Genomic DNA, 17,261 nt, shown 5'->3' on the forward strand with positions numbered 1-17,261 from the left:
ATAAACAACAAAAAACGAAGACCAACATGAATTATCTGATTGTCGGGGGCGTGGCGGGCGGAGCCACCGTTGCGGCCCGTTTGCGCCGAATGGACGAGCATGCGAACATCGTGCTTTTCGAGCGGGGGAAGTATGTCTCCTATGCCAACTGCGGACTGCCCTACTACATCGGCGGAACGATTGCCGACCGCAACAAACTCTTCGTGCAGAGCGTCGAGGGGTTCACCCGACGCTTCCGCATCGACATCCGCACTGAGCAGGAGGTGGTGCGCATCGACCGTGAAAAGCGGCTGGTCGAGGTGCGGCGCCTGGCCACGGGCGAACTCTATACGGAGCCCTACAACAAACTGGTGCTCTCGGTCGGTGCCGAACCGCTGCGTCCGCCCATCGAGGGCATCGACGACCGGCGCATCTTCACGCTGCGCAGCGTGCCCGACACGGATGCCATCAAGGAGTATCTGCTTCGCGAGCGGCCCCGGCGTGCGGTGGTGGTCGGCGGCGGGTTCATCGGTCTTGAGATGGCCGAGAACCTCCACGAGGCGGGTCTTCATGTCGATGTGGTCGAGATGGCGCCGCAGGTGATGGCTCCGCTCGACTTCTCGATGGCGGCCATCGTCCACCGTCACCTCCAGGACAAGGGCGTGGGCCTTCGTCTGAGTGAAGGGGTGGTCCGCTTCGAGGATGCGGGGGCCGCCGTTGCGGTGCACCTTCAGAGCGGTGCCCGCATCGAGGCCGACATGGTGCTGCTGAGCATCGGCGTACGGCCCGAGAACCGGCTGGCCCGCGAGGCGGGACTCCGGCTCGGCGCCCGCGGCGGCATCGTCGTCGACGACCGCATGCGGAGCTCCGACCCCGATATCTATGCGCTGGGCGACGTGGTCGAGGTGCTCAACCCCGTGACGGGACGTCCGACGATGATTCCGTTGGCCGGCCCGGCCAACAAGCAGGGCCGCATCGTGGCCGACAACATCGTCTTCGGCGACAAGAGCACCTACTCCGGCTCCATCGGCACCTCGATTGCCAAGGTCTTCGACCTGACGGTGGCCACGGCCGGCATGAATGCCCGCCAGCTGCAGCGCGAGGGCATCCCCTACTGCTCCTCCTATACTCACTCCTCGTCGCACGCCGGCTACTACCCCGGTGCCGTGCCGATGAGCATCAAGGTGGTCTTTGCCCCCGACAGCGGGCGGCTGCTGGGCGTGCAGATTGTCGGTTACGGCGGTGTGGACAAGCGGATTGAGATGGCTGCCCAGGTCATCCAGCGGGGCGGCACGGTCTACGACCTCACCGAGCTCGAACACGCCTATGCACCCCCCTACTCCTCGGCCAAGGACCCCATCAACATGGCCGGCTACGTGGCCGAGAACATCCTCACGGGCAAGTGCCGCACGCTCCACTGGCGCGAGGTGGCCGGGCTTCCGGAAGAGACCGTGCGCATCGACGTGCGGACGCGGGCCGAATACGAGCTGGGCTCCATCCCGGGCTTTGTCAACATTCCGCTTGACGAGCTGCGCGAGCACCTCGACGAACTGCCCCGCAACCGGCCTCTGGTCGTCACCTGCGCCGTCGGCCTGCGCGGCTATCTGGCCTCGCGCATCCTCACGCAGCATGGATTCGACGACGTGCGCAACCTCTCGGGCGGTTACCGGACCTGGCTCGCCGCCACGGCGCCCCTCACCCCTCCCAACGGCGGCGGTGAACAGGGCACGTCGGCCCGGCGTGCGGCCGAAGCGGCTCCGGTCTCGGAGGATGGCTCGGTGGGCAGTGAGGCTCCGGCAACCTCCGCAGCGTGCGGCTGCGGCGAGGTGGTTGAGGTCGACGCCTGCGGGCTGATGTGCCCCGGGCCCGTCATGCAGCTCAAGCGCTGCTATGAGGGTTTGTCGGTCGGCGGACGGCTGCGGATTCGCGCCACCGACCAGGCCTTTGCCCGCGACGTCGTTTCGTGGTGCCGGATGACCGGGGCCCGGCTCGAAGGGGTCGAGCAGCACGGAGGCATCGTCGAGGCGACGGTGAGCAAGGGCGAGGCTGCGGCCGCTCCGGCATGCTGCGGCGCCTCCCCCTCACCCTCCGGTGCGGCTGACGGCAAGACGCTGATTGTCTTCAGCGACGATTTGGACCGGGCGCTGGCCTCCTTCGTGATAGCCAATGGGGCCGCGGCGGCCGGCAAGCATGTGACGATGTTTTTCACCTTCTGGGGACTGAACATCATCAAGAAGCAGCAGAAGCCCTCGGTGGCCAAGGACCTCTTCGGCCGCATGTTCGGATGGATGATGCCTTCGGACAGCCGTCGGCTGAGCCTCTCGAAGATGAACTTCTTCGGACTGGGCAGCCGGATGATGCGCCACGTCATGCGGACGAAGCGCATCGACAGCCTCGAGCAGATGATGCGTCAGGCGGCCGATAACGGTGTGGAGATGATTGCCTGCACGATGAGCATGGACGTGATGGGCATCCGCCGCGAGGAGCTGCTCGACAACGTCACGCTGGGCGGCGTGGCCGCCTACCTCGAGCAGGCCGAGCAGGCGAACGTCAACCTCTTTATCTGACGTTCGGGAGCGGTGCCTGCCGCCGTGCATGAAAAGAGGGCTTCCCCGGTCGGGGAAGCCCTCTCTGTGTTTGGTGTGCAGAGGCTTTACAGCTCCAGCGGCTCGTAGGGAAGTCCCCAGGCCTCGGCAACGGGCTTGTAGACCACCTTGCCCTGTACGACGTTGAGGCCCAGCTCCAGCTCGTGGTTCTCCTTGCAGGCGCGGCGCCACCCCTTGTCGGCCAGCTGAATGGCGTAGGGCAGCGTGGCATTGGTCAGCGCCAGCGTCGAGGTGTAGGGCACGGCGCCCGGGATGTTGGCCACGCAGTAGTGGAGAATGCCGTCGACGTAGTATACGGGCTCCTCGTGCGTGGTGGGATGCGACGTCTCGAAGCAGCCGCCCTGGTCGATGGCCACGTCGACCATGACCGTGCCGGGCTCCATGAGCTTCAGCATGTCGCGCGTCACCAGCTTCGGGGCCTTGGCGCCCGGAATCAGCACCGAACCAATCACCAGGTCGGCCGTCTTGAGTTCCTCGCGGATGTTGTACTCCGACGACATGAGCGTCTTGACGTTCTGCGGCATGACGTCGGCCAGATAGGTCAGACGCGGCAGCGAGATGTCGCAGATGGTCACGTCGGCACCCATTCCGGCGGCCGTACGGGCTGCAGCCGTGCCGACCACGCCGGCGCCGATGACGAAGACCTTGGCAGGCTTCACGCCCGGAACGCCACCGAGCAGCTTGCCCTTGCCGCCGCGCGGCTTCTCGAGGAAGTAGCATCCCTCCTGGGTCGACATGCGGCCGGCAACCTCCGACATGGGAATCAGCAGCGGCAGCGAACGGTCCGGACGCTCGACGGTTTCGTAGGCGCAGCAGACGGCGCCACTCTCAATCATCGCACGGGTGAGCGCTTCGCTGCTGGCGAAGTGGAAGTAGGTGAAGACCAGCTGGTCCTTGCGAATGAGTTTGTATTCGGGAGCAATCGGTTCCTTGACCTTGATAATCATCTCGGCCCGGGTGTAGACCTCTTCGATGGTGGGCAGAATCTCCGCACCGACAGCTACATAGGCCTCGTCGGGGAAGCCGCTGTTGACGCCGGCCGTAGCCTGAATATATACCTTGTGGCCCCGTTTGGTCAGTTCGTGGGCACCTGCGGGGGTAAGAGCAACGCGGTTCTCGTTGTTCTTAATCTCTTTGGGAATACCGATAATCATTGTAGATAGTAAGTTTTGGTTTTTTGGTCACTCTAAATTATAAAAAATTAGCCAAAAGCTCCAAATTCGGCGCAAAAATTTAATATTTACTTAAAATTTGTAAGAGACCGTAAGGTAGAACGTGCGGGGATAGATGTGTAGAAGACGAGTGTCGAACGGCGTGAAGACCTCCGTGTCGCCGCTGTAGCTGCGCCGCACGCGGAGCGATTCGTAGGCCGAGTATACGGCGTTGCGTCCGCCCAGCAGGTTGTTCAGCATGAGCGAGATACTCAGACGCGAGCGGGTGAAGTAGAAACTCTTGAAGAGCGAGGCGTCGAGCGAGCAGACGTCGCCGAGCCGCTCCTGTGTGGTGAAGCGTTCGTAGAGCTCCTCCGAGAGGGCCCCCTGCCGTGCCACGCGCTCCGTGCGGCGCACCTCCGAGGGTTCGACATAGCGTGCGCCGATGTAGCTGCCCGAAAGGCGGAAGCCCCAGCCCCGCGGCCCGAAATAGCGCACCTGGAGGCAGCCGCTCAGTTGCGGAGCTCCGCCCGGCACGCAGCCGCCCATGTGGCTCTCGGCATGGTCGTCGACGAGCCTGTTGTCCACGTCGGAGTAGAGTGTCACGCGCGGATTGCGGATGTACTTGTAGCGTGCGGCCGCCGCCGCGAGCGAGAGGCTCCAGCGCCGGGACATCCGCCACTCGAGCGCCGCCTCTGCTCCGGCCGAGAGGGTCCCGATGCCCGATACGACCAGGTCGCAGTAGGTGGCTGCCAGGTCGTCGTAGTAGCGCCGGGTCTTCAGCCCGTCGAACATCGCCACGGCGAAGAGCGACGCCTGCAGCGAGAGGTAGCGCCCCGTGCGGCGGTAGTTGAGTTCGATGGCATGGAACTGCTCCGTCGAGGGGTTGTCAACCAGGCGGTTGTTGTACTGCGGCTGGAGGAAGAGCGCCTCGCTCTGCGGCGAGCGGGCTCCGGTGGCGAGCACCAGCTCCAGATAGCTGCGCGGCGAGAAGGCCCAGCCCGCGGCTCCCTTGAGCAGATAGGGCGTAAAGCTGCATTCGCGCGAGCGGCCGTAGGAGCCGCTGCCCGCGAAGAGCTCCTTTTCGTAGTATCCCTGCCGGAAGTGGAGGTCGTAGCCCAGCGAGGCGTGGAGCCGTGCCGTCAGCCGGTCGGTGCGGTACTCCGCATCGATGTGGGCGCGGATGCGTTGCGCCTGGAGCGCATAGTCGTATCCGAAGCGGTCTCCCTCGCCGATTCGGCGGTCGGGATGACGCAGGTCGTTCTGCAGCAGGTTGCTGTATGTGTCGTCGTCGACCAGATACTGGTCGATGTCGGTCAGATAGCGGGCGCCGAGCAGGTCGCGCATCCGCTTGTAGTTGCGCCGGTTGTCGATATCCGCGCTCAGACCGTAGCGCAGCGTCAGGCGGGAGTCGACCTCGGTGGTCAGCCGCAGCTCGAGCTGCATGCGGGCCGTGCGCGTCATGCGCTCCTCGAGTGCATAGACGGCCTCGCCGTCGGCCAGCCGGTTGCGGGCGATGAGGCCGTCCCAGTCGATTTGCGTGTAGCGCGTCTCGTTGCGGCGCCAGGCCTCCTCGGTGGCGCGGTCGCCGATATAGGAGGGCAGGTAACGGTAGTTGTCCGGCAGCGGCGTGCGGGCGTTATACCACCCCAGCGAGCTGTAGGACTGCCAGCCGTAGCGCAGACCGAGCGTCGCCTCGAGGCGGGTTGCCCCACTCAGACGGCGCCGGTAGATGGCGGCGGCGAAGGGTTCGAACTGACGCCGTACGTGCGAGTTGCGCACCTTGCCGTCCTGAAAGCCCCAGGCCGGGTTGTAGAGCGGGTCGCCCGTGAGGGTGAAGGCCTCCTCGGTCGACGGGGAGCGCAGCCCCCGCATCGAGGGCGCCGCCACGAGCAGCAGCGTGAGCGAGTGCTCCTCGCCGAATCGCTTCGCGGTCCTCACGCCAATCGACAGCCCGTCGGTGAAGACCCCTTCGGCCCTCAGGTCGCGCCCCGTGCGGTAGTGGAGCGCCGCGGCTCCGCTCCAGCCATGACCCAGCTGCCTCCCGGCCGCGATTTTCGCACCGAAGAGGTAGTTGCGCCCGGTGAAGGTCACCGATGCGCGGTGCCACGGGGCGCTCTCCTCCTCCGGAAGCCGCATCTCGCGGCTGCCGTTCACGGCATCGCCCACCGTGGCCGACATGTGGAGCCCGCCCGTGCGCAACTCCTCGGCCCCCAGATTCCGCAGCGCCGAGAGCGCATCGTAATCGAGCTCGATGCCGTGGAGCGTGTTCCGCTCCGTATCCCACGCCAGACCGCGCCGCCGGTAGCGGACGAACGAGAGGCGGAAGTCTGTGTTCAGACCATAGAGGTCCTCGGCAAGCGCCACACCACGGTAGAACAGCGTCGAGTCGGGGCGGAGCATCGGGCGGGACTCCTCCTCGTAGTCGGGCTGTTCGTAGGGATAGTAGTTGTCGAGCGGCTCCTGGGCCGAGGTTGTTCCGATGAGGAGCAGTCCTGCGGCCAGAAGCGCCGTGTGGCTCCGCTTCATGGCGTGTGGCGGCTTTTGGGGGACGGAGGGTTCGGTTGTCGGGAACGGGCGGCGGGCGAAACCGGCGGGGCGACCTCCCGACGGAGGTCGCCCCGCAGATTCGCCCCTTGGGGCTCAGTGCGTCAGAGGTTCTTCATCACCTCGAGGAGCAGCGCCCAGAACTTGCCGACGGTAGCAATCTCGAGCCGCTCGTCGGGCGAGTGGACGCCGCGGAGCGTCGGTCCGAAGGAGACCATCTCCAGGTCGGGATACTTCTCGAGGAAGAGTCCGCACTCCAGTCCGGCGTGGATGGCGCGCACCTTGGGCTCGGTCGAGAAGAGCCGCTCGTAGCTCTTGACCGTGATGTCGAGCAGCCGCGATTCGGGGTTGGGCGCCCAGCCGGGATAGCCGTCCGAGTGTGCCACGTCGGCGCCTGCCAGCGTGAAGACCGACTCGACCATCTGCATGACGTAGGTCTTGGCGCTCTCGACCGACGAACGCTGCGACGAGGTGACCACGATGCTCTCTTCGCCGACGAACTTCACCGATGCGAGGTTGGTCGAGGTCTCCACCAGCCCCGGAACGGCAAACGACATGGCGATGACGCCGTTGGGCACACCCACCAGCGAGTAGACGAGTCCGGCCTGCGTCCGTGCGTCGAGCACCTTGTCCACCTGCGGCATCTCGTTGAGCGTGATGCGGAGGTTGGGCTCGCGGAAGCGGAACTCGGCCTTCATGTCTTCGGCAAAGAGGGCGAAGCGCTTGCGGAACTCTGCGGCAAAGCGCGTCGGCACGCCGAAGATGGCATAGGCCTCGCGCGGAATGGCGTTGCGCAGATTGCCGCCATTGAAATAGCTGAGTTTCAGCTCGAAGCTCTGCATCCCCTCCCACAGGAGGCGGGCCACAATCTTGTTCGAGTTGGCGCGGCCCTTGTCGATGTCATCGCCCGAGTGTCCGCCCAGCAGGTCCGACACGTCGACGCGGAAGAAGGTGTAGTTGAGCGGCGCCTCCTCGGCGTGGTAGTGGAACGTGGCGATGGTGTCGATGCCGCCGGCGCAGCCGATGAAGAGTTCGCCCTCGTCCTCCGAGTCGAGGTTGATGAGGTATTTGCCCGTGAGCATCCCCTCGCCCAGCTCGAAGGCCCCCGTGAGGCCCGTCTCCTCGTCGACCGTGAAGAGCGCCTCGACGGGTCCGTGCTCCACCGAGGGGTCAATCAGCACGGCCAGCGCAGCCGCCATGCCGATGCCGCAGTCGGCGCCCAGCGTCGTCCCTTCGGCCTTGACCCACTCGCCGTCGATGTAGGGGCGGATGGCATCCTTCTCGAAGTCGAACTCCACGTCGGAGTTCTTCTCGCAGACCATGTCCATGTGCGACTGCAGCACGACGGTCGGCCGCTGTTCGAAGCCCGGAGTGGCCGGCTTGCAGATGACCACGTTGCCGATGGCGTCCTTGCGGTACTCGAGTCCGTGGCGCTTGGCGAAATCGACCAGAAAGGCGATAATCTTGCCCTCCTTCTTCGACGGACGGGGAATTTGCGTGATGGCGTCGAACTGCTCCCAGACGATGCGGGGTTCGAGAGTGGTGATAGATGACATAGCGAATCTGTTTTATGTTGTTTTTCGGTTGTTTCCGTTTCTTCGGACGAACTGCTCCGTTCGGGCGGTCACTCCACGTAAATCATCTTACGGGTCATGCCGCCGTCGACGGTGATGTTCTCGCCGTCGATGAAGTCGTTGGCCTCGGCGCAGAGAAAGAGGCAGAGGCGGGCGATGTCCTCGGGGCGTCCCACGCGGCCCGACGGGTGCTGCGCATGGTCCTCGGGGCGGAGCCCTTCGTAGTTGGCATGCTCAATCCATCCCGGGGCAATAGAGTTGACCGTCACGTGCAGCGGGGCAAGCGAGAGGGCCAGGGCGTGGGTCAGCGAGCGGATGCCCCCCTTCGAGGCGGCGTAGCCCTCGCTGCCGGGTTCGCTCATGAGGTAGCGCGTCGAGGCGATGTTGATGATGCGTCCGTAGCGATTCGCCTGCGGGTGGGCCGTCCGGTGGCGGGCCAGGGCCCGCGAGGTGATGAATGCCGGGCGCAGGTTGGTGGCCAGAATCCGGTCGAACTCCTCCACGGAGGTCTCCACAAGCGGTGAGAAGCGGCTGATGCCCACGTTGTTGATGATGACATCCAGGTCGCCCCACGCTTCGAACAGCTCCGCGATGCAGTCCTCCAGTGCCTCTCCGTTGCAGACGTCCACCTCGGCAAAGCGGGCTCCCGTCTCTGCGGCGGTACGGGCTCCTTTCACCGTATCGATGTCGCAGAAGGCCACCCGGGCGCCGGCCCGGCAGAAGGCTTCGACGATGGAGCGGCCGATGCCCCGGGCACCGCCCGTGACGAAGACGCGCCGCCCCGGAAAGCGGTATTCGACCTGCTCTGTGAGTGGCTCCGTGCCGCGGCCCGCAGGTTGCGTTTCGGGCCCCCTCTCCTCGTTCTGATGTATTGCCATGTGGTCCGGACTCTTTGTTGTATCGTACAAATATAAGAAAAAGTTTGGAATATGTGCACCGTCCGCGGTGTTTCGCCGCTCGGACTGAGGCGGCTCCGCGGCGGAGCTTCGTGCCGTGCGGTGAAAAAGCGGCCCGTCACCGCGTGGATTCCGCTGCAAGTTCGTATCTTTGTTCCGGAATGGACGGAGGTGCGGCTGGCGTGTTGCTGCGCGGCAGCCCCTCCGCAAAAAAAACTGTTTGAAAGATGACGGATTTCAGAATCGGACACGGATACGACGTGCATGTCCTCGGTGAAGGGCTGCCGCTGGTGCTGGGCGGCGTACGGATTGCCCACACGAAGGGGTGCATCGCCCACTCGGACGGCGATGTGGTGATACACGCCCTGTGCGATGCGCTGCTGGGTGCGGCGGCGCTGGGCGACATCGGGCTGCACTTTCCCGATACGTCGGACGACTATGCGGGCATCGACTCGAAGATTCTGCTGCGCCGCGTAGCGGCGATGCTCCGCGAGCGGGGCTACGAAATCGGGAATGTCGACTGCACGATTTCGATGCAGCGTCCCAAGCTCCGTCCCCACATCGACGCCATGCGTGCGGCGATGGCCGAGGCGATGGGCGTCGACGTCGACCGCGTCTCGGTGAAGGCGACGACGACCGAGCACCTCGGCTTCGAGGGGCGCGAGGAGGGGGTTTCGACCTCGGCCGTGGCGCTGATTTACAAGGCCTGACCCCGCGCCGGACGACCTCGGAGCGGGAAGAGGACTACCCTGCCCTGCCCCGGCGCTGCGTCGGATGGCGCTGGCGTTGCCCCGCCCCGATATGGAAATCTCCGCGCCCCGATGCGGAAACAAACAAGAGAGAACGCCGTTCATCATGCGTGAACGGCGTTCTCTTTTTCGCGCGGTTTGGTCGGATGGCGACCGCAGACAGCGGCTCAATAGAGCTGCGAGAGCGTGCCGGTGTACTGTACGTCGCTGTACCAGGGGTTCGAGATGGTCAGGTTGGCACCGCCCGTGCGGCTGAAGATTTCGAAGGTGAAGGTGTAGTTCGAGGCCGAGAAGAGCGGCGTCGAGAAGGTCACCATCCACCCTTCGTTCGTCTGCTCGGTGGTGTAGCCCTGCAGGTTGCCCACCGTGTAGTTGAGGATGGTCGTGTAGTAGGGAGGCACATACCCCTTGACGTAGGGAAGGCAGATGTCGGCCGTACCGTCCCAGATGCTGACGCTGAAGTTGGGGTTGAGCAGCTGGCGCAGCGGACCGGCCGGCTGACGCTGCATCGTCTGGGGGTTGAACTGGAAGTTGCGCGAGAGCACGAGCGAGTCGGTCGACTTCTCGAATTCGGCCAGCCGTTCGGCGCGCCGCTTTTCGCGTACTTCGCGTCGCTCCTCCTTGGGCGACAACACTTTCTTCTGACCGATGACGGTCCATGCCGTGACGCAGAGCAGCGCTCCGGCAACGATGAGGATGACTTTTTTCATGGTATATGGGGTTTATGCCCCACTCCCATGCAAAAGCGGTGCCTAAATCCCCATCCGCCGCAAAAATTCTCCGGTGTAACTGCCTTGCGTGCACGCAATTTCATGCGGAGTGCCTGCAGCGACGATTCTTCCGCCCGCAGCGCCACCCTCGGGGCCGATGTCGATGATGTGGTCGGCGACCTTCACCACGTCGAGGTTGTGTTCGATGACCACCACCGTGTTGCCCCGGTCGACGAGCTTGTTGAGCACCTCGAGCAGCTGGCGGATATCCTCGAAGTGGAGACCCGTCGTCGGTTCGTCGAGGATGTAGAGCGTGCGTCCCGTGTCGCGTTTCGAGAGTTCGGCCGCGAGCTTGATGCGCTGGCTCTCACCTCCGGAGAGGGTTGTGCAGGGCTGCCCGAGGGTCAGGTAGCCGAGCCCCACCTCCTGGATGGCGCGCAGCTTCTGGTGGATGGCGGGAATGTTCTCGAAGAACTCCACCGCCATGTTGACCGTCATGTTCAGCACGTCGTCGATGTTCTTGCCCTTGTAGCGCACCTCGAGCGTCTCGCGGTTGTAGCGGTGGCCGCCGCACTCCCGGCAGCGGACGTAGACGTCGGGCAGGAAGTTCATCTCGATGGTCTGCACACCGGCGCCGCGGCACGTCTCGCACCGCCCGCCCTTCACGTTGAAGGAGAAACGGCCCGCCTTGAAACCGCGAATTTGGGCGTCGGGCGTCATTTCGAAGAGCTTGCGGATGTCCGCGAAGACGTTCGAATAGGTCGCCGGATTGCTGCGGGGCGAGCGCCCGATGGGCGACTGGTCGACGACGACCAGTTTGTCGACATGCTCGATGCCCTCGATGGAGTCGTATTCGAGCGGCTGGTCGTAGGAGCGGTAGAGCTCCCGCGCGAGGATGGGACGCAGCGTCTCGTTGATGAGCGTCGACTTGCCCGAGCCGCTGACGCCCGTCACGCAGATGAACTTTCCGAGCGGAAACTCCGCCGTGATGTTCTTGAGGTTGTTGCCCCGTGCGCCGCGGATGATGATGCTCTGCCCCGTCCCCTTGCGGAGCGTCGCGGGAACCTCGATGCGGCGGCGGCCGGTCAGGTAGTCGGCCGTGATGGAGTTGGACTTCAGAATGTCGTCCAGCGTGCCGGCGGCGACGATGTGCCCGCCGAGACGGCCCGCCTTGGGCCCCACGTCGACGATGTAGTCGGCCGCGCGCATCATCTCCTCGTCGTGTTCGACCACCAGCACCGAGTTGCCGGCGTCGCGCAGCTCCTCGAGGCTGTGAATCAGCCGCTGGTTGTCGCGCTGGTGGAGTCCAATGCTCGGCTCGTCGAGGATGTAGAGGACGTTGACCAGCTTCGAGCCGATTTGCGTGGCCAGGCGGATGCGCTGGCTCTCGCCGCCCGAGAGCGAACGTGACGAACGCGCCAGCGAGAGGTAGCCCAGCCCCACGTCCATGAGGAAGCGCAGCCGTTCGCGAATCTCCTTGATGACCTCCTGTCCGATTTTGCGCTCCTTCTCCGACATGTGCTCCTCGATGTGGACCATCCACTCCGAGAACTCCTCGATGGACATGGCCGAGACCTCGGCGATGTTCTTGCCGCCGATGCGGAACTGCAGCGCCTCCTTCTTGAGCCGCGTGCCTCCGCAGACCGAACACTTGCGGTAGACGAGGAACTGCTCGCGCCACTTCTGGCCGCGCTTCGAATCCTCGTCCTCCGTGCGGCTGATGTACTCGGCGACGCCCTCCCACGAAATCAGATGGTTGCCGCCCGCCGAGGAGAACTCCGCCAGGTTGACCGTGAGGGGCTCGGAGTCGCCGTAGAGGATGGCGTTGAGCCCCTCCTCGGAGATGCTCTCCACGGGGTCGTCGAGCGTGAAGTCGTAGCGGCGGCCCAGCATCTCGAGGATGGCGAAGAGCATGTTGTTGCGGTATTTGCCCAGCGGCTCGACGGCCCCCTGCCGGAGCGAGAGCGAGCCGTCGGGGATAATCTTCCTCAGGTCGAAGACCGCCTCCTCGCCCAGTCCGTTGCAGTGGGGGCAGGCCCCCTTGGGCGAGTTGAACGAGAAGGTATGGGGTGCGGGGTCCTCGAAGGCGATGCCCGTCGAGGGGCACATCAGGTGGCGTGAAAAGTAGCGCAGCTGTTCGGTGCCGTAGTCATAGACGGCCATCGTCCCCTTGCCCTGGTGCATTGCCTCCTTGAGCGAGGCCATCAGCCGGTCGTCGAACGCCCCCGTGATGCTGAGCCGGTCGACGACCAGGTCGATGGTGTGGATTTTGTAGCGGTCGAGCTTCATGCCGGCCGTGATTTCGCGGATTTCACCGTCGATGCGGGCGTAGATGTAGCCCTTCTTGGCCAGGCTCTCGAAGAGCTCGCGGTAGTGGCCCTTGCGCCCCTTGACGACGGGGGCCATCAGCGCAATCTTCCTCCCGGCGAACCCCTTGGCAATCAGTGCGGCAATCTGTTCGTCGGTATAGTGGACCATCTCCTCCCCCGTGACGGGTGAATAGGCGCGCGAGGCGCGGGCGTAGAGCAGACGCAGGAAGTCGTTGATTTCCGTCACGGTTCCTACCGTCGAGCGGGGGTTCTTGTTGGTGGTCTTCTGCTCGATGGCCACCACGGGGCTGAGGCCCGTGATTTTGTCGACGTCGGGACGCTCCATCGTGCCGACGAACTGGCGGGCATAGGTCGAGAGGGTCTCCATGTAGCGGCGCTGCCCCTCGGCATAGATGGTGTCGAAGGCGAGCGACGACTTGCCCGAGCCCGAAAGTCCGGTTATGACCACCAGCTTGTTGCGCGGAATCTCCACATCCACGTTCTTGAGGTTGTGGACCCGTGCGCCGAATATCTGAATCGTGTCGTTTTTCATCTTTGCGGACGAGCCGCCGCACGGTTTTCGGTGCGAGCAGCGGCAATCATGCAAAGATACGACATTTTCGCGTGATAGCCGATTTTTTCAACGGGAAAAGAAGCTTTGCAGATTCCGAGACGGAGTGCATGTCTCGATGATTCGTCAGTCGTTTTCATGTGCTTATCTTGTTGAAGGGGCATATCTCGGGATTGAATTGGGTTCGGATATGGTTTTGTGCAGCGTTCATTTTTACAAAAAAACACCAGAGTACATTGGATGCATCAAATAATTCACTATTTTTGTAATGATAAAAAAGACTGCCTATGAAGAAATGACCTTGTAAATTAGGGACATATTGACATAAAAAGCGTTAGCTTCTATTCTTGTTTCTGAAAATCGCCAAATTAAAGAAACTCCCAAGAGTAAAAGTTGATGCTCACGTTGTTTACCAACGTGGGCTTTTACTTGTTTGGGAGTAAGGTGTTTGGCGATACCTCAGAAACAAATGAAGTTAAAGGTCCGCGTTTTTTATTTGTCCGAGCCCCTTCCCGAAAACTGCAACGGACCGGAAAATAAAATGAAAACAAAATCAAAAGACAACGTATGAAACGTATTATATTTACTGGAATCATTGCAATTATTTCCCTGTTTGCATTTTCAAGTTGTTCGACATTGGGCAAAACCTGCGCTTCTGCGCCCTTTGCCTATACGGAAGTGCACCCTAACGAGATTCGAGCCGATTTGAATTTCAATACATCCGAAAAGTTGGAAGGAACGGTCCGTGTCGGATATCTGTTCGGCATAAAGGTCAGCGGCGGGCGTAAATATGCCGAGGTCTTGACTACCAACAACAGCAAGTCCATTTTTGGTCTGCGTGGCAAGCGCATTCGTTCGATGGCCATGGCGAAAGCGTTGGAAGGAACGGATTATGATATGGTCATAAATCCGCAATATGAGACCAAACGCAAGAGAGTTCTATTCGGGTTGTGGACTCGTTATACCGTTACAGTCAAAGGTTATGGCGCCAAGGTTTCTCGGCTTTATCAGGCGGATGAACCTTCTGTAAGGCAGGATATTCCTCTGATAAGAGACTAAAGCAATCAAAAACTGCCGCATCCGATGGCGGGGATTCCGCTGACGGATTGTACGCAGTGATTATACTTTGAGTTGGAAAAACCGGGCGCGTGCATTTGCACGCGCCCGGTTCGATTTGGAGGTTGCACATGTTTGTATCGCCATAATGCTGCAATCCTGTGGGTTCTCTTGTAATGCAGGAGCCGAATCTCCCGGATACAACACAGCCCGGAACGGGCCTCAGGCTCGTCCCGGGTGTATCTTTTTTTGCGCGGCACTCCGGCCTCGGGGCGGTGCCTTTGCCCGGCACCCGGCTTCGGGTCAGCGCAGCTCGAAGTTGTCGGCGTCAATCCAGGCGGGGAACTTCTCGCGGAAGGCCGCCATCTGCTCCGTGTCGAGCGTGGCCGTGAGGGTTCCCTCGCTGCAGCCGGCGTCGACCAGCGTCCGCCCCTTGAAGTCGATGATGGCCGAATCGCCCGCATATTCGGCGTCGGGGTCGCGTCCCACGCGGTTGACGCCGATGACGTAGCACTGGTTCTCGATGGCGCGGGCCCGCAGCAGCGTGCGCCACACCTCGCGGCGGTCGTCGGCCCACGAGGCGCTGTAGATAATCGCGTCGTAGTCGCCCCGGTTGCGGCTCCATACGGGGAAGCGCAAATCGTAGCAGACCAGCAGCAGGAAGCGCAGCCCCATGTACTCCACGATGACGCGCCGTTGGCCGGGTTCGTAGTCGCGCGCCTCGCCGCCCGGACGGAAGAGGTGGTGTTTGTCGTACCAGGTCATCTTGCCCGAAGGCTCGACGAAGAACTGTCGGTTGCGGAAGAGACCCCCTTCCGAGATGACGGCGCTGCCGACCACCGCCTTGCGGTATTCGCGCGCCCAGCGGAGCATCGTGGTCACCACTTCGCCGTCCATCGGCTCGGCCACCACGGCGGGCCGGAGCTTGAATCCGGTGGCGAACATTTCGGGCAGGACGACGATGTCGGCCTTGGCCTCGGCAACGGCAGGTTCGAACCGGGCAAGGTTGCGGGAGGTGTGCTCCCACTCCATATCAACTTGGCAAATTGCTACATCTACTTTCATGGTTACTGTTTGTGTGCTAACACAAATATAACAAAAATTCCTGCCGATGGTATCTGTAGCTTAAAAAATAGATGATATTGTGCCGTTTGTTTTAATAAATGAAACCCCCCTGTTTTGAAAAATATCGGGTACGGAGCCCCTTTCTTCCCGCCCTCTTGCGTTAATCGTTCGCGACACGGAGCGTAACCGACGAGGCGCGCCCCCGCTCGTGGAGCAGCGTCACCTCGCAGGGCAGAAACTCCTCCGGCCGGCAAGTCCACGGGTTGACGAACTGCTGCGGGCTGCGCTCGGCGAGCGGGAACCATGAGCTCTGCACCTGCACCACGATGCGGTGGCCGGCGCGGAAGGTGTGCACGGCGTCGGGCATCGTGAAGCGCACCTCTTCGACCCGTCCGGGGCGGAACGGCTCGGGGCGGGAGAAGCTGTGGCGGTAGCGTCCCCGCATCACGTCGCCGCGCACCAGCATCCGGTAGCCCGGCAGCGAATCCCCCTCGGGAAACTGGTCAGAGAGGCGGACGACGAAGTCGGCGTCGGTGGTCGAGAGCGTCGCATTGAGCGTCACCTCGACGGGGCCGGCGAGCGTCAGCTCCTCGGCCAGCGGCTCCGAGACGAAGGTGAGCACGTCGCGGCGGCCGTCGGTGAAGCGTTGGTCGGCCACCATGTAGCGCTTGTCGCGTTTGCGGCCGAGCGGCTCCATGTAGGGCACCGGGTCGTTCGGGTCGGAGCGGTAGCTGCTTCGCGAGCGGCGGGCCGTGGGGCGCAGCGTGTCGAGCGCTCCGCCCTCGTGCAGGTAGAGGGTCACCTCGCGTGATGCGGCGGGCGGCCAGCGGTCGAAGCCCTGCCACTCGTTGCGTCCCGGAACGTAGACCCGGACAGCCTCGCTGTCGGACGGAAGCGAATCCCGGACCTCCTCGCGGCCGCGCAGCCAGTGCTCGAAGAAGGGCAGCTCGAAGTGTTCGACGTAGTAGCGTCCCGATGCCTCCACTCCGAAGTCGAAGGGACCGAGCCGGCCGTCGCCGCTGCGCCAGGCGCCGTGCGACCAGGGGCCGATGACGAGTCGGCACGTCGTTGCGGGGCTCTGGCTGCGGATGGTCCGGTAGAGGTTCCATGTGCCGTAGCAGTCCTCGGCGTCGTAGGTGCCGCCGACAATCAGCACCGCGGGGCGGATGTCGCGGCAGCGTTGCCGCACGTCGCGCGCCTGCCACCAGGCGTCGTAGTCGGGATGGGCGGCCATCTCCTCCCAGAAGGGGGTGGGCGGCAGCATCCGGCTGAGGCTGTCGAGCGTGGCGATGCGCAGGAAGAATTCATATTCGGTCATCCCTTCGGGGCAGGTCGGCTGCCCTCTCGAGGGCATGCGCTCGGCCGGGGTATGCTTCCCGGGGCGGCTCATGCCGGGGATGAAGCGGTAGGAGTCGGTGAGCATCAACACGCCGTTGTGGTGCGTGTCGTCGCCCATGAACCAGTCGACCACGGGGGCCTGCGGCGAGACGGCACGCACGGCGGGATGACCGCACAGGGCGCCCATCAGTGCGTAGAAGCCCGGATAGGAGCTGCCGGCAAAGCCCACGCGGCCGTTGTTGTGCGGCACATGACAGACGAGCCACTCCACCGTGTCGTAGCTGTCGGTCGTCTCGTCGACAGCGCCCTTGCCGGCGGCGGGACGGACGTTGACAAACTCCCCTTCGCTCATGTAGCGCCCCCGCACGTCCTGCAGGACGAGGATGTAGCCCCGGTCGAGGTAGGTGCGCAGATAGCCCTCCTCGAGCGACGAGGGAAAGCGCCCGGGGCCGTAGGGGGCGCAACCGTAGGGGGTGCGGAAGATGAGGATGGGGGCCGGTTCGGCGCTGCGCGGCGCGTAGACGGTCGTGTGGAGCCGTACGCCGTCGCGCATGGCGATGCGGTGTTCGGTTTTGGTGCAGAGGCTGTCGAGCGGCTGGGCCGGGGCGATGCGGAGTGCGGCCAGCGCGATGAGCAGCAGCGGTATGAATCGTTTCATCGGAGCGTAGGATGGTTCAAACAGTGGTGAAAGGTAGCAAAAAATAGATGAA

At 63.2% G+C, this 17,261-nt stretch carries 11 protein-coding genes; 3 read left to right on the top strand and 8 right to left on the bottom strand.

All coding sequences use genetic code 11. The features are described from left to right. Nucleotides 1-26: 26 nt before the first annotated feature. On the top strand, nt 27-2,546 hold the full coding sequence (locus B5F90_RS05295; RefSeq protein WP_087361765.1) for an FAD-dependent oxidoreductase: 2,520 nt from the start codon (nt 27-29) through the stop codon (nt 2,544-2,546). Between the two features lie 86 nt (nt 2,547-2,632). Here the strand turns inward: B5F90_RS05295 and ald are convergent, their stop codons facing one another. The 4 genes from ald to B5F90_RS05315 all read right to left on the bottom strand — a co-directional run bounded on the left by ald (nt 2,633) and on the right by B5F90_RS05315 (nt 8,735). After that, a complete protein-coding gene (ald, locus tag B5F90_RS05300) occupies nt 2,633-3,739 on the bottom strand; it encodes an alanine dehydrogenase (protein WP_087361766.1) in 1,107 nt (368 codons plus the stop codon). Between the two features lie 90 nt (nt 3,740-3,829). After that, on the bottom strand, nt 3,830-6,265 hold the full coding sequence (locus B5F90_RS05305; protein ID WP_087361767.1) for a TonB-dependent receptor: 2,436 nt from the start codon (nt 6,263-6,265) through the stop codon (nt 3,830-3,832). A gap of 122 nt (nt 6,266-6,387) precedes the next feature. Then, nucleotides 6,388-7,839: an aminoacyl-histidine dipeptidase gene (locus B5F90_RS05310; RefSeq protein ID WP_087361768.1), complete on the bottom strand. Its 1,452-nt coding sequence runs from the start codon at nt 7,837-7,839 to the stop codon at nt 6,388-6,390. Between the two features lie 68 nt (nt 7,840-7,907). Continuing rightward, the gene (locus tag B5F90_RS05315) at nt 7,908-8,735 is read right to left on the bottom strand and encodes an SDR family oxidoreductase (RefSeq protein ID WP_087361769.1); all 828 of its coding nucleotides are present in this window, start codon (nt 8,733-8,735) and stop codon (nt 7,908-7,910) included. A 245-nt stretch (nt 8,736-8,980) separates the two neighbouring features. Here B5F90_RS05315 and ispF point away from each other — a divergent pair, with 245 nt between their 5' ends. Then, complete coding sequence (gene ispF / locus B5F90_RS05320; protein ID WP_087361770.1) at nt 8,981-9,463, top strand: 2-C-methyl-D-erythritol 2,4-cyclodiphosphate synthase; 483 nt, start codon at nt 8,981-8,983, stop codon at nt 9,461-9,463. A 206-nt stretch (nt 9,464-9,669) separates the two neighbouring features. Here ispF and B5F90_RS05325 read toward each other — a convergent pair whose 3' ends face one another. Both B5F90_RS05325 and uvrA read right to left on the bottom strand, forming a co-directional pair. Beyond that, on the bottom strand, nt 9,670-10,212 hold the full coding sequence (locus B5F90_RS05325) for a DUF4251 domain-containing protein (protein WP_087361771.1): 543 nt from the start codon (nt 10,210-10,212) through the stop codon (nt 9,670-9,672). Between the two features lie 42 nt (nt 10,213-10,254). Next, the gene (gene uvrA, locus B5F90_RS05330; RefSeq protein ID WP_087361772.1) at nt 10,255-13,074 is read right to left on the bottom strand and encodes an excinuclease ABC subunit UvrA; all 2,820 of its coding nucleotides are present in this window, start codon (nt 13,072-13,074) and stop codon (nt 10,255-10,257) included. Between the two features lie 585 nt (nt 13,075-13,659). Here uvrA and B5F90_RS05335 point away from each other — a divergent pair. Beyond that, the gene (locus B5F90_RS05335; RefSeq protein WP_106633424.1) at nt 13,660-14,151 is read left to right on the top strand and encodes a hypothetical protein; all 492 of its coding nucleotides are present in this window, start codon (nt 13,660-13,662) and stop codon (nt 14,149-14,151) included. 300 nt (nt 14,152-14,451) lie between these two features. On the opposite strand, the gene B5F90_RS05340 is transcribed toward B5F90_RS05335, so the two are convergent. Together B5F90_RS05340 and B5F90_RS05345 are read right to left on the bottom strand one after the other, a co-directional pair. Then, nucleotides 14,452-15,213 carry a nitrilase-related carbon-nitrogen hydrolase gene (locus B5F90_RS05340; RefSeq protein ID WP_087361774.1) on the bottom strand — a complete coding sequence of 254 codons (762 nt, stop codon included), beginning with the start codon at nt 15,211-15,213 and terminating at the stop codon, nt 14,452-14,454. Between the two features lie 160 nt (nt 15,214-15,373). Then, nucleotides 15,374-17,209 carry a CocE/NonD family hydrolase gene (locus tag B5F90_RS05345; protein WP_087361775.1) on the bottom strand — a complete coding sequence of 612 codons (1,836 nt, stop codon included), beginning with the start codon at nt 17,207-17,209 and terminating at the stop codon, nt 15,374-15,376. Between the last annotated feature and the right edge of the window lie 52 nt (nt 17,210-17,261).

It is taken from the genome of Alistipes sp. An31A (genome assembly GCF_002159425.1).
Taxonomy (GTDB): domain Bacteria; phylum Bacteroidota; class Bacteroidia; order Bacteroidales; family Rikenellaceae; genus Alistipes; species Alistipes excrementigallinarum.